Genomic DNA, 22,926 nt, shown 5'->3' on the forward strand with positions numbered 1-22,926 from the left:
TGTCCAGCTATTCCCGTAGGAGTCGAGCATCCTTCCACTCCAATCAACTTTCTCATCATCAATTTTTATAGGTGATACCAATCACAATAGACTTTCAGAAATAACTTTTTGCGAATCAGGATAGTGATTAAACACTATATACAATCCTTTCCATATAGCTGAAATCGAATGGATAGTGGACAGTAGAAAAGTCCATGGGAAGGGGGAAACCAATTATTCATTATCGGTAGTTTTACTTATCACATGAATTAGTGACCATAAAATGGAATTTATGTTAGCATATAGTCATATCTAAAGAAAAAAGGGGATTGTTATGGACGGACGTTTACCGGTTTTGTCGATAAGGGATTTGAAGAAGAATTTTGGGAGTAAGGAAGTGTTGAAGGGTGTCCGGCTGGATGTGTATGAAGGACAGATCATCGGCTATATCGGTCCGAATGGTGCTGGGAAAAGTACGACGGTCAAGATCATCCTCGGCCTTGAAGAAGGGTACTCGGGCCAGGTGACGCTCTTCGGTGAAGATATATCCCATAGTTCTGTGGAATATAAGAAACGGATCGGCTATGTGCCTGAGATGGCGGATCTTTATGATAACCTCACGGCAGAAGAGTATCTCACATTCATGGGGGAACTATATGGAATGGAACAAAAAAAGGCGGGGGAGAAAGCGGAGAGACTCACCCGGTTGTTTGGACTTTCGGAAGTGTATGAGTCAAGGATCGCCTCTTATTCAAAAGGGATGAAGCAGAAGATTCTGATCATCTCGAGTTTATTACATAATCCCGATGTTTTATTTTTGGATGAGCCCATCAATGGTTTGGATGCCAACTCAGTCATGATTTTTAAAGAGCTTCTCGCCAAGCTTGCCGCAGAGGGGAAAACCATCTTCTACTCCTCTCACATCATGGATGTGGTGGAAAAGATCAGTAACCGGATCGTTCTGCTCCATAACGGGCAAATCGTGGCGGATGGCAGTTTTGAAGATTTAAAGAATCAGAATATGGAAGGATCCCTGGAGGAAATCTTCAACCAATTAACCGGATTCAATGAGCATAAAGAAACGGCAGCGGAAATTGTTTCTGTTGTGCAAGAGGTGTAGGGATGAAGGAATTTCGTACCCTTTTGTTTCTGGATTGGTTTCAAGGATTGTTTAGAAGGCTTGGATTCGATTACCGGTTGTTGAGAAGAATCCTTCAAGTCAAGCTGACAATGGATCAACGACGTGTGCCTACGATATTCCAGCAACAAGGCAGGAAGAAAGGGAAGGATGAAAACCGTTTTATTAAATCCCTCTGGGTGTATGCGCTGTTTGGATTATTCGTCATCCCTTTCATTGTAATGGGAGATCAATATATTTTTCAGATGAGCATCACCTTTACCGTACTCATTTTCATCGTCATGACATCAATGATTTCAGATTTCTCAGTCGTCATACTGGACATCCGGGATCACACGATTCTCTTTACCAAGCCAGTTGAAAGGAAAACCATCAGCCTGGCTAAAACGCTTCACGTGTTTATTTATCTGTTTTTCCTGACAGGCTCCCTGACCGCCGTTCCGCTGGTCGTCAGCTTGATCAACCAGGGTCTTTCCTTCTTTTTTATTTTCCTGGCAGGGATCATCCTGATGAATATCTTCATCGTTGTGTTTACGGCTATGCTCTATTATTTCATCCTCCAATACTTTGATGGGGAAAAACTGAAGGACATCATCAACTATGTGCAGATCGGATTATCCATCGGACTTGCAGTGGGATATCAGGTTGTGGCTCGTTCCTTCGAATTTGTGGATTTGACGATTTCGTTTACACCGGATTGGTGGAATATTTTTCTACCTCCCATTTGGTTCGGAGCCCTGTTTGAATGGTTCCTGAACGGTAATCACGAGACGATGATCCTGGTTCTCTCATGTACAGCTGTACTGGTTCCATTCCTGGCTCTTATCGTTTATGTGAAAGCACTGCCGACCTTTGAGAAGAATCTTCAGAAATTATCCTCCCATGGGGGTAAGAAGAAGAAAGCCCGTTTCCGGTTCGGGGATGGACTCATGAAGGTACTCGCCAAGTCGAATGAAGAGCGGGCATTTTACCGGTTCGCCCATTATATGATGAAAAATGAAAGGGAGTTTAAGTTGAAGGTGTATCCCGCCCTTGGGTTTGCCATCATCATGCCGTTCATTTTCATCTTCAATGGATTGATGGATGGGACAAGGGAAGATCTACTGACTTCAAGCATCTACCTATCAATCTATTCAAGCTTCATCGTTATACCGACAGTCGTGATGATGCTCAGTTATTCAGGGAAATACAAGGGATCCTGGATATATAAAGTAGCGCCTGTCTCAGGCAGGGCGGCCATTTACAAAGGGACATTGAAGGCATTCCTTATGAAACTATTCCTTCCGCTTTATGCCATCATAAGCATTGTCTTCATCATCCTGTTTGGGTACCGCGTGATTCCTGAAATCATCATCGTCTTTATTAGCGCCTGTATCTTTACCGTGATCTGTCTGGGACTGATGAGAGGCTCGTTGCCTTTTTCTGAAAGCTTTGAAGGAGTTCAGCAAAGTGACAGCTGGAAGGTACTGCCGTTCTATCTCATCGTAGGTGTGTTCTTCGGGCTCCATTACCTGGCCCTTCAGATTCCATTCGGTATCCCGGGCTATCTCATCCTTCTATTCGTCCTGAACCTTATTTTATGGAAAACAGTCATAAGGGACGAATAGGAATCACGTTCCTGTCTTTAAGGCAGGGGCGTTTTTTGTATATCCCACAAGTTTATAGGGAAAGTATATACGATACATACACCATTTGAAGCGGATGACATATACATAGAAAAATGATGGGCTCTGGTAAATAGGTAGTATGACATTTCCTTTGACAAAGAAAGTTTCCTTGATGCAAGATGGTAGTATTCAAAATGTTTGATCGGAGGAGAGTGGTTCGTATGTTCATAGACTGGTTAAGTGGATTTAACCCCACGATGCAGGCACTGTTCGGTGGTCTGGTGACATGGGGGCTGACGGCCCTTGGAGCAGCCACGGTGTTTTTCTTTACGAAAATTGAAAAGCATACGTTGAATATGATGCTCGGGTTTGCCGCAGGAGTCATGATAGCAGCATCGTTCTGGTCACTGCTTGCCCCTTCAATTGAATTCAGTGAGCAAAACGGTCAAATCCCATGGCTTGCACCTGCTGTCGGCTTTTTACTTGGTGGTGTGTTCATTAGACTTTTAGATTTTGTCGTACCGCATTTACATTTGGGCAATGAATCGGAAGATGCGGAAGGACCTCCAACTAAATTCAAGAAATCGACCTTATTATTCCTTGCGATCACCCTCCATAATATTCCGGAAGGTCTTGCCATCGGGGTTGCCTTCGGTGCTGCCTCACTCGGCCTCGGGGATGCAACGTTAGTGGGGGCCATTGGCCTTGCCATTGGAATCGGGATCCAGAATATGCCTGAAGGGGCTGCTCTTTCCATCCCGCTAAGGGGAGAGGGGATGTCCCGTTTGAAATCCTTCCATTACGGTCAGCTGTCAGCCATCGTAGAGCCGATAGCCGCTGTGATCGGTGCTGCTGCAGTCTTGATGGTGCAGCCCCTCCTGCCTTATGCCCTTGCTTTCGCGGCAGGAGCGATGATATTCGTCGTCGTCGAAGAACTGATTCCTGAGTCACAATCTTCAGGGAGTACGGACTTGGCTACATTGGGACTGATGCTCGGTTTCGTCGTGATGATGATTCTGGACGTTTCCCTGGGATGATCAAAGCTAACGGGTTCGGTTTTAAAGTGCAAAATTTGAATTAGCAATGCTTTTCGCACAGTAATTTTCAGTAGAATCAGTAGACACTCTAGCAGTGAAATTAACGCGTGAAAAAGCTCGGAGCCATTATGCTTCGAGCTTTTTTTATCAATTCTTTATTAAAGATCAGAATCCTTATGTTGAATGAGGAGAGCCGTTTCCCTGGGGGTTGAAAATAAGCGGAAGAATTCCGTTTAAATCGGAAAATGTAGCTATTTCACGTATATTAACCGGAGTTTTTCCGCTTATTAAAAAATATTTGTTGAATATTGTTCCATATTGAGCAGTTAAGCGGAATTTCTCCGCTTATATCAGCGTTTTAACTCTCCTCCAGCTACCTTAGACGGAATTTCTCCGCTTATAAACCTCCGCCTTTCAGTTGCGAATTGGACTGCTAATTTACGTGCGAATCCAAGTTTTTGTGCTCGTTAGCCGAAACCGTTAGCCCAAAGCGTATGCCTTTTCTCTTCCATAAACTAGTATAATGGATGGGGGAGGGGATGTGTATGAAGATTGGTCTCATAAGGCACTTTAAAGTAACGAGGGGCTACCCGGCTTCATATGTAACGAGTGATGAGCTGATGAAGTGGGTGGAAGAGTATGATGCCTCGGACGTAGAAGGCAATGAAGTTGATCTTAAAGATATTGATTGGAAAGGCTGCTACTCCAGTGACTTATCTAGGGCACAAATAACGGCTGAAGCGGTTTATGAAGGAGAAATCACCTTTCTCAAGGAACTGAGGGAAATCAGATTATCTCCCATCTTCCGGTCTGACATAAAGCTGCCACTCTTTCTTCATATGGCATCCATCAGGCTCACCTGGTGGTTCAATCATCGTTCCCAGCCTGAAAGCAAGCGGGAAATCGAAGAGAGGATCCGTGTGGTGATCGATAGGGTCGTCCATGAAGGGAAGGATGTGCTCATCGTAGGTCATGGCGGAATCATGATATTTATGAGAAAAGAATTACGAAAGCGGGGATTTACCGGGCCGTCGTTCAGGAGACCCTCCAACGGAAAGTTGTATGTTTATCAGGGCGGGACAGGGTAATCATTTACCAGAGCAATACACTAATAGAAAGAAAGGAGGCCGTAAAATGGAAGAAGTCCATTCACTAAAAGCACTTCATGAAAAGCTGGAAGCGGAGAAGCTGGTACTGCTATACATATCAAGGCCCGGCTGTTCTGTATGTCATGCCCTCCTGCCCCAGGTGGAAGAGATGTTGAAGGATTTCAAATCTGTGAGATCCATCCATGCCGATGCAGAAGAAATTCCGGAAATAGCAGGAGAATTTTCCATCTTCACCGTGCCTGTCATCATCGTATTTGTAGACGGTAAGGAGATGTTCAGAAAAGCACGCTTCGTTCCAATCGACGAACTCCACAGCCAAATTTACCGTCTTACTGAGATGTTAGACAACTAAACAAACGTTTGATTAGTACGCGAAAACGTTGGTTGGTCTGGTCTGGATGGGTTAAACAGTTGTTTAGGAAGTGAAATATCAGAACTTAAACATAAATGAAGGTTGGATTATTATTTCATATTTTAAAGCATAAAAAGAGCTGCTAAAAATGGGTATTTAGACACACCCCATTATAGTAGCTCTTTTGTCATGGTTCAGTGAATAGGTATATAATAGAGAGTATACGAGTATAGTAGTTATGAGAAATGAAAGGGGGCTTGATGAATGATCAGATTGTCCAGGACAAAGAAAGTCATGTTACTCTGTTTCGCAATCATCCTCATAATAGTAGCCAACCGGATTTCCACTGTACAACATCTGACGGCAAGAATCGCCACCAACCTGTATGTGAGCCTGAAATACCAGGACCTTGACCTTGAATACCAAAACGTCGAATTCTCACCCCAGTTCGGAGATTATTCTGTGGCGTATAAGGACAAGGATGGTAAAGTATATGGATTCATGGTCACCCCTAAGTCAATGCCCGTCATCATCCTTCATGATCCTCTGAGAGAGACGCCTTAAGAAAAAGTTCCTATCATGCTTTTCAAATATCATTCTTCATGTATAATAAACCTTAACAACTTTATAAACGGTACCACAAGGGGAGCGAAAGCTGAGAGTGAACAATCTGTTCTGACCCTCTGAACCTGTTAGTTAGGACTAGCGTAGGGATGTGGAAAATAGGCAGCATTGTGCTTATTTCGATTGTTCATTCTCCCTCCTTATGGTTTCGTTTCAGTTCATAAGGAGGATTTTTTTATGAAAAACACACGACTTGTCGTATTGCTTGAAGCGTCATTGATGGCGGCTTTTGCGATCATCCTTGATTTGCTGCCTTCTATTAAGCTATCACCTAGTATCTCGATATCGATTGCCATGGTTCCGATCTTTCTATTATCTTATCGAAGAGGCTTGAGAGCCGGACTGATAGGGGGCTTTTTATGGGGGATCCTGCAGATTGCCCTTGGGGATGCCTGGATTGCGACCCCGGTCCAAATGGTGATTGAGTATTTCATCGCTTTTGCTTTTATCGGTTTTGCCGGGGTTTTCGCAGGGAAAATTCAGGGTGCACTGGGGGGCGGTCACCGGTCCAAAGCAGTCTTCTGGGTAGTGATGGCAACATTCGCTGGAAGCCTTGCCCGTTATTTCTGGCATTTCATTGCAGGATTCGTGTTTTTTGCCGAGTATGCACCAGATGAGATGTCTCCATTGCTATTTTCTCTTATAGTAAACGGGATCACTATGTTGGGATCGGCAGTATTATGCTCCGTTGTGATGGTGATCATCGTCAATATCGCACCAAGATTGATCAAAGTGCAGTCGCATCGACAGGAAATCAGCCGAAAGGCCTCGTGAAATCTTATCAACCGATCCTTTAATGGGGTCGGTTTTTTCTATCAAGGACCGGGGAAGAATGAAATCCACCTAAAATCCCTCCCGTTTCTCATTGCTTACACCACTGCTTTCCTATAAACTAGACCTATTCAAAAAATAGTACGTGTGGAGAGATCGTATGGAAGCAAAAATGATAAGAAGATATGACATTATGGAGGTCAGCCTGCTGGCGGGGAAGATCATGCTGCAAAGTGGGGCGGAGACGTATCGTGTCGAGGACACGATGATGCGCATTGCCGCTTCTTATGGGATATCGGAATCGCATAGCTATGTGACCCCCACTGGGATCATCTTCTCGATTGAAACATCGGAACCGACCAAAACGAAGCTCATCCGAATTAATGAGAGGTCTACGGATCTTGAGAAAGTGACCCTCGTGAACAGTATCTCAAGGCAGATCAGTAAAGGGCATCTGACTCTTGAAGAAGCATACAATGCCCTTGAGAAGCTGGATCAGTCGGATCTATCTTATTCCTTCCTGATTCAAGTGGCAGCGGCTTCGATTGCAAGCGGTTGTTTTCTCATCATGTTCCAGGGGATGTGGAAGGACTTCATTCCTGCTCTGATCACGGGAGGCATCGGGTTTACGAGCCTGATTTATTTACACCGCCTCGTCCCGATAAAGTTCTTCGCGGAGTTTCTTGCATCCTTCATCATCGGTATGGTGTCATACGGATTTGTAAAGCTTGGTATCGGACAGGAATTGGATAAGATCATCATTGGATCCGTGATGCCCCTTGTTCCCGGTCTCCTGATCACCAATGCGGTCCGGGACTTGATGGCGGGTCATCTCGTTTCTGGCCTCTCAAAGGGCGCAGAAGCTTTTTTAACGGCATTTGCCATTGGTACAGGCATTGCTGTCGTGTTTACATTAACGTAAAGTGAGATTGGGGTGAAAAGGGAATGCACATCATCGAGCAATTAGTGACCAGCTTCATTTCCGCCGCTGCATTCGGGATTATCTTCAATGCTCCAAAGCAGTCCCTTTTTAAATGCGGAATTGTCGGGATGCTTGGCTGGATCATTTACATATTGATGAGTTTAAATGAAACAGACACCGTTCTTGCCACGTTACTTGCCTCCTTTGTCGTGGCTGTGGTGAGTCAGGTGTTTGCGAAAATGTACAAAACCCCGGTCATCATCTTCTCTGTTGCCGGGATCATCCCCCTCGTACCCGGGGGGCTGGCGTACGATGCCATGAGAAATTTCGTTCAAAATGATTACAATGCCGCCATCAACCTGGCAGCCAAAGCCTTTATGATCTCCGGTTCCATTGCCATCGGGCTCATATTTTCGGAAGTCATCAACCAGGTCATCCGGAATGCGCGCCTGAACGCCAGTGCCCGGAGGATGAGATAGAGGGACGGACCTTACTTCTGTGGGGTCTTTTTTTTTGATAATACCTCTTCCGTTCAACAGATTCCCCCCTTCTATTACTTAAGGATGCCGACTGGAGCATCAGACTATCTTTTTTTGTCTGGTTTTGAAAAAAATTCTTTGGGTAGATAAGTATTAGCATTATACATTTTCCATATATGGAAGGGAGAACATCGAATGAACAATGAGATCACGCGAGAATGGTACGGGTATTTAGGTAAGCTTCCAGATCTGTTATTAGCTTTATTGGTGTTATTGATCGGCTGGATTATAGCAAAGGCTATTGAAAAAGCCGTTTACGGAATCTTAAAAAGAATAAAGATCGATGATAATCTATATTTTGGCAGCAGGACCGGGGAACGGAAATGGACATCGGAGAAAGTCATTAGTAAAATAGTGTACTTTATTCTGCTGGTGTTTGTATTTATCGCCTTCTTCAATATCCTTGACTTGAACTTTATTGCTTCACCTTTAGTCGGTATGTTGAGTACGATGGCGGCAGCGATTCCCAATGTCTTAAAAGCGGCACTTATTCTATTATTTGCATGGATCGTTGCCTCTGTCCTGAAGGTGTTGATCGAGAAGCTGGGTATGAGACCTGCCGTTAAAAGCACGCTGGTAAAATCTAAGCTGGCGAAAGATGAAAACGATGCACATCGATATGTCTACACGGCGGCAAGAATTGTCTTCTACCTTGTGCTTCTTGTATTCTTACCGGGAGTGTTGGCAGCTCTTAACATTGCAGGGGTTTCAGGACCTTTCACGGAAATGCTCCAAAGCTTCCTCGCGTTTATACCTAAGCTGTTTGCAGCGGCTATCATTCTCCTTGTTGGATGGTTTGTTGCCAAGATCGTCCGGGATATCGTCACGAATTTCCTGAAGGCGATTGGCACAGAGAGAATCGCTGATCGATTCGGCATCGGTAAACTTTTTCAAGGAACAACGGTTTCATCGGTCATTGGGACGATTGTATTTGTCCTGATCATGATTCCCGTCACCATTTCTGCACTGGATCAGCTGGACATCCGAGGGATTTCAGAACCGGCGATTCACATGCTGAATCAGGTCCTAGTAATGCTTCCGAATATTGCGGTTGCAATTGTACTCATTCTGGCAGGAATCTGGGTTGGTAGATGGGTTGGCGCATTGGTTGCACGTTTACTGAACAGGGTAGGATTCAATTCCCTGTTGCGTAATATGGGGATCGGACGTATAAACGTCAATAAGAACCCATATGAAGCCAAGGGTTCATCCTATATGAATCTATCAGGACTTGTAGGCAGAGTCGTTCAGGTCATCATTGTTTTCCTATTTGTAGTAGAAGCACTTGAAATGGTGCATTTGGAATTCCTGGTCGCTCTGGCAACGGGTGTATTAGCTTATGTGCCACATGTGTTAGCAGCCATCGTCATTTTTGGTGCAGGGTTGTATCTGGGTAACCTGGTTAAGAGCATCCTATCCAACGTACTGAGTGATCATTTTCAAGTGCTCCCTTCCATCACGAAATACGCCATCATTGCTCTAAGCTTCTTTATGGCCCTGGATCAATTAAAAGTGGCTGATTCCATCGTTAATATTGCGTTCATGTTGATTCTGGGTGGACTGGCACTGGCTTTCGGTTTAGCCTTTGGTCTGGGTGGAAAGGACTTTGCACAAAAGTATCTTTCTAAACTGGATCGGAAAATTGAAGAAGAAAAGAACAGACCGAATCGTGGAGGTACGGATACTCCACCTTTCAATCAATAACAGGAACAAGGCGCATGGTCCCTCTCTATGGGATCATGCGGTTTTTTTATGGAATCCCCTGGACAGCAGGGCACTTCCAACTACCACCCTGCATAAAAAAACGATATGATGATACATATAAATAATGGCAGATATTTGTTTAGAGGGGTGTTCGTTTGAAGGTCATACGTTTCTTAAAGCCTTACCGTGCTGCCATGGCCGTTGCCTGGAGTCTGATGCTGGTAGAGCTTGCAGTAGAACTATTGAATCCGCTGTTTATGGCGCGGATCATCGATGAAGGAATTCTGAATAAAGACTTGGACATCGTGTTGAAATGGGGATTCATCATGGTCGGGATGTCTCTCGTTGCCTTCTTTTCAGGTGTGGCGAATTCATTTTTTGCTGCCCATACGAGTCAGGGATTCGGATATGATGTGCGGGAAAGCCTGTATAGGAAAGTTCAGTCGTTTTCGTTTGCCAGTTTTAATAAGCTTCCGGCCTCTTCTCTCATCACGAGAATGACGAATGATGTCAGGCAGCTCCAGAACACGATCTTCATGAGCCTCAGGATCATGCTCAGGGCTCCATTATTGGTAGTGGGTTCCACCCTCATGGCCCTGATCGTCAATGCCCGGCTTGCGCTTATTCTGATCGTTGTGATTCCGGTGTTATGGCTGTTCCTGTTTTGGGTGTTGAAACGCGGCTGGAGTCTGTTCGAAAGAGTTCAATCCAGGCTCGATAAAGTAAATGAGGTCATGAAGGAAAACCTTTCCGGAATGAGGTTGATCAAAGCGTATACGAGGAGTAAGCATGAAGAAAGCCGATTTCATGAAGCGAATGAAGATTTGAAGGATCGAACGATACGTGCCCTCAGGTTCATGGAGATCATTATGCCTCTCTTGATGCTTGTCATGAACCTTGCCCTTCTTTCCGTTCTATGGTTCGGAAGTATAGATGTTGCCTCAGGAGGTACCAAGGTTGGGGAAGTAGTAGCGATCGTCACGTATGTCACGAGAATCTCATCTGTTTTTTCCATATTCTCTTTTATCATCACCAGCTTTTCAAGAGCGAGGGCTTCAGCTGAAAGGGTCGAGGAAGTACTTGAAACCGAGATCGACTTGAAGGATGGAACGGAGGTAGACTTTCACAATAAGGTGGTAAGAGGAGAAATATCGTTTAAAGATGTATCGTTTCAATATCCATCCACCAGGGGAAAGGTGCTTCGGGATGTTTCCTTTAAGGTGGGAGCGGGACAAACCGTTTCCATTCTAGGGGCTACGGGATCAGGTAAAAGCTCCCTGTTTCAGCTCATCCCCCGTCTGTATGATGTAACGGAGGGGACCGTTCAATTGGACGGACGGGAAATCCGGACCATCCCATTGGGGGAAATAAGAAAAAATATCGGATATGTCCCTCAGGAAGTCATCCTGTTTTCAGGATCGGTTTCAGAAAATCTCTTGTGGGGAAAGGAAGATGCCTCAAGGGAAGAAATGATTCAAGCGGCAAAAGATGCCCAAATCCATGAAACCATCCTGAATCTCACGAACGGATATGATACGGTCCTCGGGCAAAAAGGGGTCAACCTTTCAGGAGGTCAGAAGCAAAGGCTTTCCATTGCCAGGGCCCTCATTCGAAAACCGAAGATCCTCCTGCTGGATGACAGTACGAGTGCATTGGACTTGAAAACGGAGTCGAAGCTCCTTCAAGCATTGAAGAAATATGAGTGTACAACCATGATCATCACTCAAAAGGTCAGTACGGCGATTGAGTCCGATCTTATTCTGCTGTTGGAAGATGGACGATTGATCGGAGGAGGGACCCACCAGTCCCTGGTAGAGGATTCCGTTCTCTATCAACAGATTTACCAGTCTCAATTTGGAGAGGGGGAAATCCATCATGTCTAGGCATTTACGAAAGAAATTGGGGGAAAACGACAAGGCGAAAGATGCAAAAGGGACACTTCGACGCCTGTGGAACTACCTTTCCAAAATGAAGGTCATTTTGTATCTGGTCATTTTAATGGTGTTCATCAGTTCGGCAGCTGCACTTCTCGGCCCCTTTCTTGTGGGGAAGGCGATTGATGACTATATCGTCACGAAGGAGACATCGGGGCTTTTGGGACTGATTACAGGCTTGGTTGCGGTGTACATCCTGCATTCTCTGTCCGTGTGGTTCCAAAATTATTGGATGATCGGTGTCGCACAGGATACGGTGTACAGGTTGCGGAAGGACCTCTTCCATCAATTGCATCAACTCTCCATCCCTTTCTTTGATAAACGGAAGCATGGCGAACTGATGAGCAGGGTGACAAATGATATTGACAATGTGAGCGCCACCTTGAATAGTTCGTTCATTCAAATCATATCCAGTGTCCTTACATTAGTGGGGACCGTGTCGATCATGCTTTGGTTAAGCCCGCTCCTCACTCTCATTACCTTGACCATTGTCCCGCTCATGGTCTTCGGCATGAAATGGATCACGAAACGGACAGGCCGCTTATTTAAACAATATCAGCACAATATAGGTGAATTGAACGGATATATTGAAGAAACCATCTCAGGTCACAGCATCATCAAAACGTTTTCCAGGGAAGAAACGGCCATCAAAGAATTCGGTGAAAAGAATCAGAGGTTGAAGGCAGCTGCCTATTGGGCGGATACGTATTCCGGTTTCATCCCGAAACTGATGAACGTGCTGAATAATCTCAGCTTTGCCGTGATTGCCGGAGTGGGAGGGGTCTTTGCCCTGAATGGCATGATCACGATCGGTGTCATTGTCATATTTGCAGAGTATGCAAGGCAGTTCACGCGGCCGTTGAATGAACTGGCGAATCAGTATAACACGCTCCTCTCAGCGATAGCAGGTGCCGAGCGTGTGTTTCAAATTTTAGATGAAGAGGAAGAAGCGAAGGACGAAGGAGATTCCGTGGAAATCGAGTCCGTTGAAGGAAAGGTCGAGTTTCAACATGTATCGTTCTCCTATGAAAAAGGAGATCGGACGCTTGAGGATGTATCCTTTTCCATACGACCCGGTGAAACCGTTGCCCTGGTCGGACCGACAGGGGCTGGTAAGACAACGATCACGAATCTACTATCCCGGTTTTATGAGCTGAATGAAGGCAGGATAGAGATCGACGGCCAAAATATTCAGACCATTAAACGAAAAAGCTTACGTCAGCAGATGGGCTTCGTTCTTCAGGATAGCTTCCTCTTCCAGGGGACGATTGCCGACAATATCCGTTATGGCCGGCTCGATGCGAGCGATGACGAAGTAAAGGATGCCGCTAAGCTCGCCAATGCCCATACCTTCATCGAGAAGATGCCCGAGGGCTACGATACGATGCTGAGGGCGGATGGAAGCGGGATCAGTCAGGGTCAGAAACAGCTGCTGTCCATTGCGAGGGCCATCCTTTCCAATCCTTCCATCCTGATCCTGGATGAAGCAACGAGCAGTATCGACACGATTACGGAGATGAAGATCCAGGATGCCCTCAAACGGTTGATGAACGGACGGACGAGCGTGGTGGTGGCGCATCGCCTTAACACGATCCGGCAGGCGGATCAAATCCTGGTCCTTGATGGAGGAAGAATCATTGAACAGGGCACTCATGATGAGCTTCTTAAGACGAAGGGGTTTTATCATGGGTTGTATCACAGTCAGTTGAAGGAGAGCGGTTGAGAAGGCAGAAGACAGGGAAGATTCAACGAACACAAAAAAACACCTCAAAAGTCAGCACTTTTGAGGTGTTTTTCCTTATAAAGGGGCTAATCATCCCGTTAGCGATCCCCTTTGGTACTGCCCTTAATCGGATAAAGGCAATTCTGTAACTTGCAACATCACAAGTAATATATTTATATCTTGAACGTTGTTTGCAGATAATAAACAGCCGCGGGCAATTCCTTGAGTCGTTTGATATACCTAAACGACGTAAGCCCTACCTCTCTTACATCCTAACGGCTCCGAAGCCGATCCAGTGTGAATAAGTTGTTAAATCAAAACAGAATAGAATTACGAATTATCTTCTCTATCGTTTCAATGTATGTTACAAGATTACAATAACTAAATATATCATTAATCTAATAACATGTCAAGGAATCATTTAATTTATAATTCAAGCGACTGCGGCGAATCTTCCTCATCGTTCATCAGACGAATGGCTGTCGGCTGGATTTTCAGGACGATGTAATTGGGGTCGTCCGGGCCTTCAAACCATCTCTTCATATGGTCATTCCATAGTTTTTCTTTGTAATGGGCAGAATCTTCGACGGAAGCGCGCCCTTCGATTTCAACGAATGTGTCTCCGTATCCTTCCCCTTCATAGCCGAGGAGGATGTGGACATTGGGATTATCTTCAATTTCATCGGTTTTATGTGTTTCATTGCTCGTTGGCGTATATAAAGTGAGTTCATCATGTGAGAAGGTCATATAGCGGGAGTGAGGCTTATTATTCTTCACAGTCGCCAGCGTACCTACTTTGCTTTCGTCAAGAACCTTTAAGATTTGTTGTTTCAGTTCAGCTTGTGACAATCAATCCATCTCCTTTAATCTTTCATTTACCCATACTATTCCTTTTCTGAGAGGGAAATAAACATGTGAATGTGTAGACACCATCCACATCGGGAATAACGAAGATAATAAGAAGTGAAGGATGATGCGCGTGATACCGGAAACACTGGTGAAACTGTGTAAAGAGCGGATGAAAGGGTATGACTGTGAAGGTTTTGTCCATGGAAGGGGACCGAAAAACCCTACCATTATGATTGTCGGGGAGGCACCCGGGGAAACCGAAATACATAATGGAATGCCCTTCAGCGGGAGAGCAGGTAAGGTACTCGATCAGTTCTTTCATTACCTCGGATTAGAAAGGGAAGATATTTACTTCACCTCTACGGTCAGGAGCAGACCTTACAAAATCGTACAAAAGAAAAGCGTAGACAATGAAATGATCGAAAAGAAATACAACAGGGCACCGATTCTTAAGGAACAGCTGGCCCATGCACCGATATTGGATTATGAGCTCCAACATGTGAAGCCGAAGCAGCTTGTCACATTGGGGAATATAGGGTTGCAAAGATTAGTGGGGAGGAAATATACGATTTCGGACTGTCATGGCCAGTTGATCCAGTCGAAGGTAAGGCGGTTGAAAGATCTCGATTCTAATGAATGGACCTGGAGTGAGGAAACGTATTCCATCTTCCCAACCTTTCATCCAGCTTCGATCTTCTATAATCGGTCGCTGGAAAAGGCCATCTATGAGGATCTTGACCATTTGAAAGAAATACTCCATAAGAAGAAAAGCTGACATCAAGCGTATGTCAGCTTTTTGAATGATCATTTTTAGATATATTCTCCTGGGCCATTCTTACAAGTTCTTTCACCATATTACCACCTATCGATCCTCCGACCTTGCCCGCTTGTTCAGACGTTAATTTCCCATTATAACCTCTTTGAAGAGGGATCCCCTGTTCCTTTGCGATTTCATATTTGGCTTCCTTTGGATCCAGGGTACCCGACACTCTCGCTTTGAGCTCATCCATTGCGGCTCGGGATTCAGGGACGAGAAGTTTTCTTTTCGACATTTTATCACCTCTTTTATAGAATGCCCCAAATTTTTTTTACGAGTATAAAGTCTTGGCATATAAGGGTTTTTCTACGTTTAGGAAATTTTCGTCATAAAAAAGGATTGTCTATATTGTGTCAAATAAAATATAATTCTTAATAGTTAGAAAATTTTTATAAAAATAAAAGGGGGAAATGCCGTGGAAGAATTCGTTGGCAAGCTCGTAGGGATCCTTTGGTCCCCGGTCATGATTTATTTTTGTTTAGGCGTAGGCTTACTATTTTCTATTTTAACGAAGTTTTTGCAGGTCCGGTTGATTAAAGATATGGTGGTTCAAATGTTCAAGGGTGGAAGCTCAAGTGCAGGGGTGTCTTCATTCCAGGCTTTGGCTCTTTCATTATCCGGACGTGTAGGAACGGGGAACATCGCCGGTACGGCTACTGCCATCGCCTTCGGTGGTCCGGGAGCCGTCTTCTGGATGTGGACGATTGCCTTCATCGGTGCAAGCAGTGCCTTTATTGAGTCGACATTGGCTCAAATTTATAAGGTGAAGCAGGACGGGGAATACCGCGGTGGACCAGCCTATTATATTGAAAAGGGTATTGGCTGGAAGTGGTATGCCGTATTATTCTCATTTGCGACATTACTCGCTATGAGCATCCTGATGCCGGGGATCCAGTCAAACTCCATTGCATTGGGACTGGAAAATGCATTTGGCCTTAACACGACGGTCACTGGTATCGGTCTTGTCGTGTTAATCGGTGTCATCATCTTTGGGGGAGTCAAACGGATTGCGGGAGTGGCTTCGTACGTCGTGCCATTCATGGCCATTGCGTATATTCTTCTTTCCCTTATCATCGTCGGAATGAATATTGCTGAAATACCGGCTGTTTTTGCCCTTATTTTCAAAAGTGCATTCGGTGCCGATTCCGTATTCGGCGGTATCATCGGTATGGCTGTATCGTGGGGAGTCAAACGCGGAATCTATTCCAACGAAGCAGGTCAGGGTACAGGACCCCATGCTGCTGCGGCGGCAGAGGTTTCACATCCGGCGAAACAAGGCTTGGTTCAAGCGTTCTCGGTTTATATTGATACCCTTCTTGTTTGTACGGCAACAGCCTTCATGATCCTGTTTACAGGCTCATTCAATACGGAAGGTCCTGACGGGACGATGCTTGCAAACAATCTCGATGGTATTGAAGCGGGTCCTGGCTATACACAGGCTGCCATTGAATCCGTCATTCCTGGATTCGGGGCATCATTCGTCGCGATCGCATTATTCTTCTTTGCCTTTACGACGATCATGGCATACTATTACATGGCTGAGACGAATGTGGCTTACTTGTTGAGAGGCAAGAATTCAAAGGCGGCCATGGTGATCCTGAAGGTAGTCCTTCTTGGAGCCACTTTCTACGGAGCGGTAAGAGAAGCTGCCCTTGCGTGGGCGTTGGGAGATATCGGACTTGGGCTTATGGTATGGCTGAACCTGATCGCGATCCTCATCCTTGCCAAACCGGCACTCAGAGCGCTTAAAGATTACGAAGAACAGAAGAAGCAGGGGCTTGATCCGGTCTTCAACTCGAAAAAACTCGGTATCAAAAATGCAGAGTTTTGGGAGCAGGAATACAAAGTCGAAGATAAAGAAAATGCATCATAATCTACAAAAAAAAGAAACCTGTTGCCACAGTGGCAACAGGTTTTTTACTGAAGTGGGGCTTTGATTTTAGAATAAAGCTTTTCTCCGATATATTTTTGGAAAGCATACATGAGCAGTGATTTCATGAAAAACAGAAGAGATAGCTTGTATTGCTTTAAATGGGTTAATTTCCACACACCCAGTTTTTTGAAAAGGGAATAAAAAGGGTACGTGAAAAATGTATCAACAAGAAGGTTGACGAATACATAAAGGTATATGTTTTGATAAGTGAATTTAAGGATCCACACCGATCCTGTCAGGAAAACCCCGATGACAAATGGCATAACGCCGTTTACCCTCGGGAAAAGCCTTGTTGAGATGGTCCACCAATTGATTCTCTCTGCCAGCACATTTTCAGAATACACAAGAAGTGACATGAACATAGAGGCGGGTAAATATCGTTTTAAGGTTTCTTTTCCTGCCAATAAGAGGAATACCCACGATATGAGCATCAGAATCAATATGTACCATTTATTGCGTTTGTGGCTCAAGGTCATCTCCTCCTTAGTGTGTGATGTTATTTATAGAATGTTCATTGCAAAAACAATTATTCGATTTAAGGAGAAAATGTAACCCGATCAGATTAGTAAGCTTTATCTTTGAGTCGGGCAGCGAAATTGATTATGATAAACGGAGAAGAGAAGCGTCATTTTATCATTGGGAGGTGCTGTTTCATTGGATGTATATCAATCGTTTATACAGAATGAACGCCAAAGGAAATTGGTTGACTTAGCCGGGGAACTTGCCGATGCTTTTTCTGAACGAGGGGAGAAGTACGATAGAGAGGATGCGTTCCCTTATGAAAATTTCGGTGACCTCAAAAAAAGTGGATACGGAAATCTGTCTCTTCCGAAAGAATATGGGGGAGAAGAGATCAATTTATATGAGCTTGTGATGATCCAGGAGAGACTGGCAACAGGGGATGCCGCCACGGCATTGTCCATTGGCTGGCACTTGGGGGGATTGATGGAGCTTACAGAGACCCGTGCCTGGGAGGAAGCGATCTTCAAGGATTTGTGTGTGAAGATTGTATCAAACAAAGCTCTCGTGAACCGTGCGGCCACAGAACCGGCAACGGGCAGCCCGACACGTGGGGGACTTCCTCAGACCAAGGCGATCAAAACCGAAAAGGGTTGGAGAATAACAGGCCGGAAATCCTTTACTTCAATGGCGAGAGTGCTGGACTATTCCTTAGTATCGGCTGTGATCGGTGATACGGAGGAGAAAGGATTCTTCCTTGTGGATCATGACTTGGAAGGCGTGAGCATCGAGGAGACATGGGATACGATTTCCATGAAGGGGACAGGGAGCGATGACCTCGTTCTTAAGGACGTCCAGTTACCATCTTCTTCCCTCGTGGAGCGGGACAGCGACCAAGGGAAGGGTGATCTTCCTAAAGCCTGGCTGCTTCATATCCCTGCCTGTTATATAGGGGTAGCGATGGCCGCACGTAATGATGCCATCCAGTTTGCCAAAGACTACTCCCCTAACAGTCTGCCCGGCCCGATCAAGGATGTTCCTGAGGTCCAGCGGAAAATTGGTGAAATTGAGCTAGAGTTGTTTAAAGCCAGGCAGATTCTGTATTCCGTGGCAGATAAGTGGGTAAGGGAGCCTGCAAAGCGGAGGGATATGGCTGCAGAACTTTCTTCTGTCAAGCACATTGTCACAAACAGCGCCTTTCATATCGTGGACACTGCCATGAGGATCGTGGGAGCAAGGAGCCTCTTCCGGACCAATTCCATGCAGCGCTATTATCGTGATGTGAGAGCAGGGCTTCATAACCCTCCAATGGATGATATGGTCATTGCAATGTTAGCGAATAATGCCCTGAAATAAGGCTTTTAGACAAATCCGTTTCAGACAAAAGAAATCCGAACGATGATTCGACATTCTTTGAATATCGAATTCGTTCGGATTTTTTCGTTTTTGTATAAGGATATTTACTACTCATTCCGGGTACAGTGCTTTTTCCAATACGTTACGATGCTGTGCCTCAAGGAGATGGATCTCACTCAGCTCTTCAATAAGATCATGAATGGATAACAGTTCATAAAGCATGATGGTTTCGCAGGAGAAGTGATGCTTCATGGATTGAAATGGTTTCATATGAAGCCCCTCCTGATCCTCCCAGAATTCCTCCAATAAATTCTTCATAAGGGTGAAATGCTGATCGGGAATATCAAAGGAAGGGTGGTGCATGATTCCCTTTAAACTTAATGTTGCATCCATGATCCGTTCTTTTTCTTCTTCACTGAAAGAGTAGTGGACGGGTAGATAGATGATGTTACCGATATGAAATAGGATCTGTCTCAAGATGTTCAGTTTCTTATATTCATAATGGAAGCAGCGCATTTCCTGACGGTTGGAGCGGTGGAGCTTCCATTCTTCTTTCTGGTATTCGCAAAGAGTATCCGTCACATCAATCTCTCTTAAAATATCATTGAATATCAATTTCGTCTCTCTGTGCAGAGAATGATTCTGGAGGACCTCAGAGCCCCTTCTTTCCAGCAGGTTTCCCGTTTTGAAATAGAGATTATGGATATTGGTTGAGATTGTGTTGCTGTACTTGGGTGGAAGGATCCACAGATTGACCAAGGTCGATACAATCAGTCCGATGGTAGTCGTTCCAAGACGGATGAAAAACGTCGCAACGTAGTGATCATGGATCGTGGGAATCATAGCGATTCCCGTTAATGTAGCGACCAGGATACCCGCACCCAGATGAAGCTTATGGCAGGTGATGATCGTCAGGAGCGCGACCAGGGCATAGGTAAGGGCGTGGGCCCCTAATGTATGAGTGATGATCACGGCAAATAAAGCACCGATAGCCGATGCCGGAAAGCGGACGTACGCTTTTTTGATAGAATTGGCAGCCGTCGGCTCAATGGTGACGATGGCGGTTATGACGGCAAAGGTCGCCGGCCAGTTCAACAGTTCACATACGAGAGCAGTAAGGAAAACGGCAAGTCCCGTTTTAGCAATCCTTCCCCCGACAAATTGAAATTTTTTCAGAAAACCCATAATATGCCCCTCTTTAATAAAATCGCTATTTCCTATTATAAAGTAAGAAAAAACCAAATTAAATAAATTGACAAAAAAAGAACTGTTCAGGGAACAGTTCTTTATATATGATAACTCATCTTAGAGGCAATGGCCGTAATAGGATTTGGATGGACTGAGGCATCTTCCGGTCGTTCTGTGCCTCTTTTAAATACTTGAACATTCTTTTGCCCGCGCCAGAGTTTGCGGAATGAATCGTGATTCTTTCTGCAAATAACTGTTTTTCCACCATGTAGTGGACGAGCATTAAACCATTACGTGTCTTACTCTCTAAGTCGTGATCCAGTGAAAGATGAGCGATAGAAAAATTAAGAAGAAGGTCAATACATTCATCGATATCCTTCGCGAGAATGTACCCTTGGGGACAGTGGCGATAATCGTCTAAAAACACATTTACTGTCATATTTATTCTTCTTTCGTCATTTGACTTAATTTAAGCCTAACAGAGATTGACAAATTCTTATATAGGTCAATAGTATGAATAATACAAATATATTTGTAATTTTTTTGTAGGTTTTTGGTGAGGAATCTTTATATCTTACATTTTTCGTAGAGAAGAAAGTATTATCTCTCCCCGAGTATGTTCAATAATAAATCAGGTCGATCGGTGATAATGCCGTCTGCACCAAGGTTTATGAGTTTTTCCATCGTTTCCCGGTCGTTGACGGTCCAGTAATGTACCTGGAGTCCGATGCGGTGGGCGCCTGAGATCAGAATCGGTTGTGTCAGGTCCAGATTTCCTTCTTGAAGGGGAAGCTGGAAAGCGTCGACACTCGTTTTATAAAGATTTCGCATGAACAGTTTGTGCAGGATGACGAATTTTTTTGCCTCTTGCTTGCCTCCTTGTGTGGCGATCCTTCCTTTGGAGTAGGCTTCGACTAAATTGATGATGTCCTGATCGAATGAGGCAATGAGGACTTTATCCTCCATATCGTATTCTTCAATCAGCTTTATTAACTTCTGTACCATCTCCTCTATCCGTTCTTCCGGGTTGTCATCTTTCACTTCAATATTGATCCTCATATCGGGAAACCGCTGAAACACTTCTTCAAGGGTCGGGACATATATACTTTTTCCTCTGAAGGAGTACTCCCCCTTCAAATCTTGGAAATAGTATGCCGCATCAAGTCGTTGGAGCTTTTTCAATGTGTAATCTTTTACATATCCGCTTCCGTCCGTTGTCGCATCAACTGTGGGATCATGAATCGTTACCAATTGGCCGTCTTTGGTAATATGTATATCCGTTTCGATGACATCGGCTCCAAGATCCACGGCATTTTGGAATGCTTCAATGGTATTCCCCGGTGCAAGATGTTTTCCCCCCTGATGGGCAATGACAAGGGGACGCTCATTTTCCTTTTGCAAGAAAGGGGGTGGTGTGGCTTTTTCAACAGGGAGCCAGTACACGATGATGGAAAACAGGACAAAGAAAGCGACCATCATCTCGATGACGATGCGCTGGATTTTGGACGTTTCGGATAATTTCGTATTTTTCATCTGCCTTCATCCTTTTAAATAAAGAATCTTATTTTTCATTATAAGTACGACCTTGTTTATTTAGGACAATAATATAAGAGAAATTCAGATTAATATAAAAGAGGAATAAGGAATGATGATTAGTTTTTACTTTTAAAAGTAAATAAATTACGCTTTGGGTTAAAAGTTGTTGCTTTTAAAGGTAAAATAGATTACCTTATAAAGTAAGGAGGGGATATTTACCATGAAAGAACATTTAAGGTTAAATGTTTCATTGCTGCGTAAGCGTGTACCGAATCTCACATCTGCGGCCAAAACGGTGGGATTAAGGCCTGCCACTGTGTCAAATTTATGTACAGGGAAAATATCGGTTGGACGCGCCGAGGTGAAAACGATTGTGACCCTTGCAAACCTGGCAAATTGCACGTTGGATGAATTAATTATTCAAGGGGGGAAAGTTAGTATGATTGAAACGGGGATTAAACCGCTTGATTTATTTGCACCCATTGTTCAGGGGGGGACCAACGGATTCGTTGCGAGATCCCAGGTCGGCCAATTTGTTGTTTTGGCTGAAATGACACAAGTATTGAAGGAGAAGGGTTACCATGCCATTTTATTAACTCCGGATCAAACCTATCCCGGTTTAAGTGACCTTGAAGGATTCGTCGATGCGAAATGCCACACGATCGGGGATGCCTTTGCGGAAGTTTCGTTGGTGGGGGATAAGGAAAGTATCCTCTTGTATGTTGATCGTTCGTTTATCGTCTCAGGGGAGCTGTATGAATTGAGAGAGAGATTTGAAGCAGAGGGCTATCCGGACATCACAACCATTTTATTTGATCCAAGCGGAGAAGCGGTCGATGAAGATGACCCGTTTGGTCCACTTGATACCTTGTGTTATTTCGACATAGATCTCGCTACCCGTGGAATGTACCCGGCCATTCATCCCGTTCAGTCGACATCTATCCTGCTCGAAGACGAAGCTTTGGATGCAAGCCACGCTGCGACCCATAAGAAGGCAAAGAAAGTGTTAAGGCGATATAAAGAAATCCGCGTCTTGATGAATACGATCGGTAAGGAAAAGATCCCGGAATCAGATCTTGAGCTGTTCGAAATAGGGGAGAGACTCGAAGCTTACTTGAGTCAGCCTTTTTATGTAGCGGAGGAATTCACCAAGGTGAAAGGACAAAGTGTACAGATACAGCAAACCATCGGGGATATACAGAAGATACTCCAAGGCCATTACAACCACCTCGACCCCAAAGACCTCACCTATAAAGGACAATTGAATTAACCTCTTATGAGGGACGGACCCAGGGCAGGATTGCCGGGTCCGTCCCTATGACTTTTTTCGTAATTTTATGTCTATGGAG

General features: G+C 44.6%; 22 protein-coding genes and 1 riboswitch. Of the genes, 16 read left to right on the forward strand and 6 right to left on the reverse strand.

The window, feature by feature from the left end:
- Positions 1–313: 313 nt before the first annotated feature.
- From BVI01S_RS09560 to BVI01S_RS09615, 12 genes are all read left to right on the forward strand, one after another.
- A complete protein-coding gene (locus BVI01S_RS09560; RefSeq protein ID WP_061809980.1) occupies positions 314–1,099 on the forward strand; it encodes an ABC transporter ATP-binding protein in 786 nt (261 codons plus the stop codon).
- Between the two features lie 2 nt (positions 1,100–1,101).
- Positions 1,102–2,724: a hypothetical protein gene (locus BVI01S_RS09565; RefSeq protein ID WP_061809981.1), complete on the forward strand. Its 1,623-nt coding sequence runs from the start codon at positions 1,102–1,104 to the stop codon at positions 2,722–2,724.
- A gap of 221 nt (positions 2,725–2,945) precedes the next feature.
- Complete coding sequence (locus tag BVI01S_RS09570; protein WP_061809982.1) at positions 2,946–3,761, forward strand: ZIP family metal transporter; 816 nt, start codon at positions 2,946–2,948, stop codon at positions 3,759–3,761.
- 545 nt (positions 3,762–4,306) lie between these two features.
- Positions 4,307–4,849, forward strand: coding sequence for a histidine phosphatase family protein (locus BVI01S_RS09575; protein WP_061809983.1), 543 nt, complete (start codon positions 4,307–4,309; stop codon positions 4,847–4,849).
- A gap of 46 nt (positions 4,850–4,895) precedes the next feature.
- Complete coding sequence (locus BVI01S_RS09580) at positions 4,896–5,222, forward strand: thioredoxin family protein (protein WP_061809984.1); 327 nt, start codon at positions 4,896–4,898, stop codon at positions 5,220–5,222.
- Between the two features lie 264 nt (positions 5,223–5,486).
- A complete protein-coding gene (locus tag BVI01S_RS09585) occupies positions 5,487–5,786 on the forward strand; it encodes a hypothetical protein (RefSeq protein ID WP_034760911.1) in 300 nt (99 codons plus the stop codon).
- A 68-nt stretch (positions 5,787–5,854) separates the two neighbouring features.
- Positions 5,855–5,953, forward strand: a riboswitch (TPP riboswitch).
- A gap of 70 nt (positions 5,954–6,023) precedes the next feature.
- Positions 6,024–6,620: an energy-coupled thiamine transporter ThiT gene (thiT, locus tag BVI01S_RS09590; protein ID WP_034760912.1), complete on the forward strand. Its 597-nt coding sequence runs from the start codon at positions 6,024–6,026 to the stop codon at positions 6,618–6,620.
- Between the two features lie 157 nt (positions 6,621–6,777).
- Positions 6,778–7,539 (forward strand): threonine/serine exporter family protein, encoded by a 762-nt coding sequence (locus BVI01S_RS09595; RefSeq protein ID WP_061809985.1) that lies wholly within the window; start codon positions 6,778–6,780, stop codon positions 7,537–7,539.
- Positions 7,540–7,562: 23 nt separating this feature from the next.
- Positions 7,563–8,018, forward strand: coding sequence for a threonine/serine exporter family protein (locus BVI01S_RS09600; protein WP_061809986.1), 456 nt, complete (start codon positions 7,563–7,565; stop codon positions 8,016–8,018).
- 195 nt (positions 8,019–8,213) lie between these two features.
- Positions 8,214–9,782 (forward strand): mechanosensitive ion channel, encoded by a 1,569-nt coding sequence (locus tag BVI01S_RS09605; protein ID WP_061809987.1) that lies wholly within the window; start codon positions 8,214–8,216, stop codon positions 9,780–9,782.
- A gap of 194 nt (positions 9,783–9,976) precedes the next feature.
- Positions 9,977–11,665: an ABC transporter ATP-binding protein gene (locus BVI01S_RS09610; protein ID WP_061810034.1), complete on the forward strand. Its 1,689-nt coding sequence runs from the start codon at positions 9,977–9,979 to the stop codon at positions 11,663–11,665.
- The gene (locus BVI01S_RS09615; protein ID WP_082804705.1) at positions 11,658–13,439 is read left to right on the forward strand and encodes an ABC transporter ATP-binding protein; all 1,782 of its coding nucleotides are present in this window, start codon (positions 11,658–11,660) and stop codon (positions 13,437–13,439) included. The genes BVI01S_RS09610 and BVI01S_RS09615 overlap by 8 nt, the downstream gene beginning before the upstream one ends.
- Before the next feature lie 426 nt (positions 13,440–13,865).
- Here the strand turns inward: BVI01S_RS09615 and BVI01S_RS09620 are convergent, their stop codons facing one another.
- Complete coding sequence (locus BVI01S_RS09620; RefSeq protein ID WP_061809989.1) at positions 13,866–14,288, reverse strand: pyridoxamine 5'-phosphate oxidase family protein; 423 nt, start codon at positions 14,286–14,288, stop codon at positions 13,866–13,868.
- 121 nt (positions 14,289–14,409) lie between these two features.
- Between BVI01S_RS09620 and BVI01S_RS09625 the strand changes: the two genes are divergently transcribed.
- On the forward strand, positions 14,410–15,063 hold the full coding sequence (locus BVI01S_RS09625; RefSeq protein WP_061809990.1) for a uracil-DNA glycosylase: 654 nt from the start codon (positions 14,410–14,412) through the stop codon (positions 15,061–15,063).
- Between the two features lie 13 nt (positions 15,064–15,076).
- Here the strand turns inward: BVI01S_RS09625 and BVI01S_RS09630 are convergent, their stop codons facing one another.
- The gene (locus BVI01S_RS09630) at positions 15,077–15,340 is read right to left on the reverse strand and encodes an alpha/beta-type small acid-soluble spore protein (RefSeq protein WP_034760926.1); all 264 of its coding nucleotides are present in this window, start codon (positions 15,338–15,340) and stop codon (positions 15,077–15,079) included.
- 180 nt (positions 15,341–15,520) lie between these two features.
- Between BVI01S_RS09630 and BVI01S_RS09635 the strand changes: the two genes are divergently transcribed.
- Positions 15,521–16,978: an alanine/glycine:cation symporter family protein gene (locus tag BVI01S_RS09635; RefSeq protein WP_061809991.1), complete on the forward strand. Its 1,458-nt coding sequence runs from the start codon at positions 15,521–15,523 to the stop codon at positions 16,976–16,978.
- A gap of 44 nt (positions 16,979–17,022) precedes the next feature.
- Here BVI01S_RS09635 and BVI01S_RS09640 read toward each other — a convergent pair whose 3' ends face one another.
- Positions 17,023–17,508, reverse strand: coding sequence for a hypothetical protein (locus BVI01S_RS09640; RefSeq protein WP_061809992.1), 486 nt, complete (start codon positions 17,506–17,508; stop codon positions 17,023–17,025).
- Positions 17,509–17,692: 184 nt separating this feature from the next.
- Between BVI01S_RS09640 and BVI01S_RS09645 the strand changes: the two genes are divergently transcribed.
- Positions 17,693–18,853, forward strand: coding sequence for an acyl-CoA dehydrogenase family protein (locus BVI01S_RS09645; protein WP_061809993.1), 1,161 nt, complete (start codon positions 17,693–17,695; stop codon positions 18,851–18,853).
- Positions 18,854–18,964: 111 nt separating this feature from the next.
- Here the strand turns inward: BVI01S_RS09645 and BVI01S_RS09650 are convergent, their stop codons facing one another.
- The 3 genes from BVI01S_RS09650 to BVI01S_RS09660 form a co-directional block, all read right to left on the reverse strand.
- The gene (locus tag BVI01S_RS09650) at positions 18,965–20,038 is read right to left on the reverse strand and encodes an aromatic acid exporter family protein (RefSeq protein ID WP_061809994.1); all 1,074 of its coding nucleotides are present in this window, start codon (positions 20,036–20,038) and stop codon (positions 18,965–18,967) included.
- Between the two features lie 115 nt (positions 20,039–20,153).
- Positions 20,154–20,480, reverse strand: coding sequence for a cyclic-phosphate processing receiver domain-containing protein (locus BVI01S_RS09655; protein ID WP_034760934.1), 327 nt, complete (start codon positions 20,478–20,480; stop codon positions 20,154–20,156).
- 161 nt (positions 20,481–20,641) lie between these two features.
- The gene (locus BVI01S_RS09660) at positions 20,642–21,574 is read right to left on the reverse strand and encodes a glycerophosphodiester phosphodiesterase family protein (RefSeq protein ID WP_061809995.1); all 933 of its coding nucleotides are present in this window, start codon (positions 21,572–21,574) and stop codon (positions 20,642–20,644) included.
- Between the two features lie 223 nt (positions 21,575–21,797).
- Here BVI01S_RS09660 and BVI01S_RS09665 point away from each other — a divergent pair, with 223 nt between their 5' ends.
- Entirely contained in the window at positions 21,798–22,847 is a 1,050-nt protein-coding gene (locus tag BVI01S_RS09665) for an ATP synthase beta subunit C-terminal domain-containing protein (protein WP_034760939.1), read from the forward strand.
- Positions 22,848–22,926: the final 79 nt, after the last annotated feature.

Source organism: Rossellomorea vietnamensis NBRC 101237 (assembly GCF_001591825.1).
Lineage (GTDB): Bacteria > Bacillota > Bacilli > Bacillales > Bacillaceae_B > Rossellomorea > Rossellomorea vietnamensis.

Coding starts and splice junctions, on each gene's coding strand:
- BVI01S_RS09575 (WP_061809983.1), top strand. CDS start 4,307: ATGAAGATTGGTCTCATAAGGCACTTTAAAGTAACGAGGGGCTACCCG.
- BVI01S_RS09625 (WP_061809990.1), top strand. CDS start 14,410: ATGATGCGCGTGATACCGGAAACACTGGTGAAACTGTGTAAAGAGCGG.
- BVI01S_RS09585 (WP_034760911.1), top strand. CDS start 5,487: ATGATCAGATTGTCCAGGACAAAGAAAGTCATGTTACTCTGTTTCGCA.
- BVI01S_RS09650 (WP_061809994.1), bottom strand. CDS start 20,038: ATGGGTTTTCTGAAAAAATTTCAATTTGTCGGGGGAAGGATTGCTAAA.
- BVI01S_RS09600 (WP_061809986.1), top strand. CDS start 7,563: ATGCACATCATCGAGCAATTAGTGACCAGCTTCATTTCCGCCGCTGCA.
- BVI01S_RS09630 (WP_034760926.1), bottom strand. CDS start 15,340: ATGTCGAAAAGAAAACTTCTCGTCCCTGAATCCCGAGCCGCAATGGAT.
- BVI01S_RS09605 (WP_061809987.1), top strand. CDS start 8,214: ATGAACAATGAGATCACGCGAGAATGGTACGGGTATTTAGGTAAGCTT.
- BVI01S_RS09565 (WP_061809981.1), top strand. CDS start 1,102: ATGAAGGAATTTCGTACCCTTTTGTTTCTGGATTGGTTTCAAGGATTG.
- BVI01S_RS09665 (WP_034760939.1), top strand. CDS start 21,798: ATGAAAGAACATTTAAGGTTAAATGTTTCATTGCTGCGTAAGCGTGTA.
- BVI01S_RS09655 (WP_034760934.1), bottom strand. CDS start 20,480: ATGACAGTAAATGTGTTTTTAGACGATTATCGCCACTGTCCCCAAGGG.
- BVI01S_RS09560 (WP_061809980.1), top strand. CDS start 314: ATGGACGGACGTTTACCGGTTTTGTCGATAAGGGATTTGAAGAAGAAT.
- BVI01S_RS09580 (WP_061809984.1), top strand. CDS start 4,896: ATGGAAGAAGTCCATTCACTAAAAGCACTTCATGAAAAGCTGGAAGCG.
- BVI01S_RS09570 (WP_061809982.1), top strand. CDS start 2,946: ATGTTCATAGACTGGTTAAGTGGATTTAACCCCACGATGCAGGCACTG.
- thiT (WP_034760912.1), top strand. CDS start 6,024: ATGAAAAACACACGACTTGTCGTATTGCTTGAAGCGTCATTGATGGCG.
- BVI01S_RS09595 (WP_061809985.1), top strand. CDS start 6,778: ATGGAAGCAAAAATGATAAGAAGATATGACATTATGGAGGTCAGCCTG.
- BVI01S_RS09615 (WP_082804705.1), top strand. CDS start 11,658: ATGTCTAGGCATTTACGAAAGAAATTGGGGGAAAACGACAAGGCGAAA.
- BVI01S_RS09660 (WP_061809995.1), bottom strand. CDS start 21,574: ATGAAAAATACGAAATTATCCGAAACGTCCAAAATCCAGCGCATCGTC.
- BVI01S_RS09610 (WP_061810034.1), top strand. CDS start 9,977: ATGGCCGTTGCCTGGAGTCTGATGCTGGTAGAGCTTGCAGTAGAACTA.